At 71.5% G+C, this 1619-nt stretch carries 1 protein-coding gene; it reads left to right on the top strand.

The annotated features are described in order from the left end of the window. Nucleotides 1–587: 587 nt before the first annotated feature. The coding region (locus FRW57_RS21395) for a 3-isopropylmalate dehydrogenase (RefSeq protein WP_152187016.1) at nt 588–1619 on the top strand (1032 nt) is incomplete at its 3' end.

Genomic DNA, 1619 nt, shown 5'->3' with positions numbered 1-1619 from the left:
GGTCTGCGGCAGCCTGCTTCGCACCCGCGCGCAGACCCGCTGAGCCAGCCGCGATCCTGCCACCGGCGTCCCCGGCCCCGGGCAGCGGGGCCTCGTCGTCGGTGGTCGTCCGTGGCCGTCCGGGGTCGTCCGGTAGGAAGCAGAAGCGTGGGCTGCCGGCCCGATCCGTCCAGCATGTGGATAAGGGGTACCAGCGGCCGGACCCCGGCCCGTACTCTCGAGTACATGACGCGGCAGTTCCTCATCCTTCGCTGCCGCGGCGGGTCTCGATAAGTCAGCAGCCCGCCGCGGAGACCCCGCGCTGCCCGCTGACGACGCGATCGGCATACCGATCGATCCGAGACGCACCACCAACGAACGTGACCTACGCCGGACGGCCGGCCAGAAGGACGTGAACGACATGACCGAAGAACAGGCTGAAGCGCGCCGCGCCCTGCAGGAGTCGATGGACCTGCGCGACTGATCGCGCGCTCGGGCTGCAGGAGCCCGAGCAGTGCCCTCGAACGGCCTCCCCACCTCCAGGGGGAGGCCGTTCGTCATGTGAGACGCCGTATCCACGATGCAAGACGGTGCCTACCATGACGGTCATGGCCAACGCAGCGCAGGACACGATCAACCTCGCCGTCATCGGGGGAGACGGCATCGGGCCGGAGGTGGTCGCCGAGGGGCTCAAGGTCCTCGAGGCCGTGACCGGCGACGGGCTCAAGCTCCAGACCAGCGACTACGACCTGGGCGCCCGTCGGTGGCACGCCACCGGGGAGACCCTGCCTGACTCGGTGCTCGAGGAGCTGCGCGGCCACGACGCGATCCTGCTCGGGGCGGTCGGCGACCCCGGCGTCCCGAGCGGGGTCCTGGAGCGCGGACTCCTGCTGCGACTGCGCTTCGCCTTCGACCACTACGTCAACCTGCGTCCCGCCCGCCTCTACCCCGGGGTGGCCAGCCCGCTCGCGGTCGATCGCGTCGCCCCGGACGGCATCGACTTCGTCGTCGTGCGCGAGGGCACCGAGGGGCCCTACGTCGGCAACGGCGGCGCGCTGCGCGTCGACACCCGGGCAGAGGTCGCGACCGAGGTCAGCGTCAACACCCGGTATGGCGTGGAGCGGGTCGTGCGCGACGCGTTCGCCCGGGCGCAGGGCCGCGAGCGCCGGCACCTCACCCTGGTGCACAAGCACAACGTGCTCACCCACGCCGGTCACCTCTGGCGGCGCACCGTCGACGAGGTGGGGGCCGAGTTCCCCGACGTGTCCACCGACTACCTGCACGTCGACGCGGCCACGATCTTCCTCACGACCGACCCCGGGCGATTCGACGTGATCGTCACCGACAACCTGTTCGGCGACATCATCACCGACATCGCCGCCGCGATCGCGGGGGGCATCGGACTGGCCGCGTCGGGCAACATCAACCCCGAGGGCACGGCGCCCAGCATGTTCGAGCCGGTGCACGGTTCGGCGCCCGACATCGCGGGTCAGGGCAAGGCCGACCCCACCGCGACGATCCTGTCGGTCGCGCTGTTGCTCGACCACCTCGGCCGGAGCGACGACGCCGCGCGGGTCGAGGCCGCGGTGGCCGCCGACCTGCTCGAGCGGGGCGACGCGGCACGGCATACCACTGCGATC

Source organism: Segeticoccus rhizosphaerae (assembly GCF_009192725.1).
Classification (GTDB): domain Bacteria; phylum Actinomycetota; class Actinomycetes; order Actinomycetales; family Dermatophilaceae; genus Segeticoccus; species Segeticoccus rhizosphaerae.
This window is presented reverse-complemented; position numbering and strand designations above follow the sequence as displayed.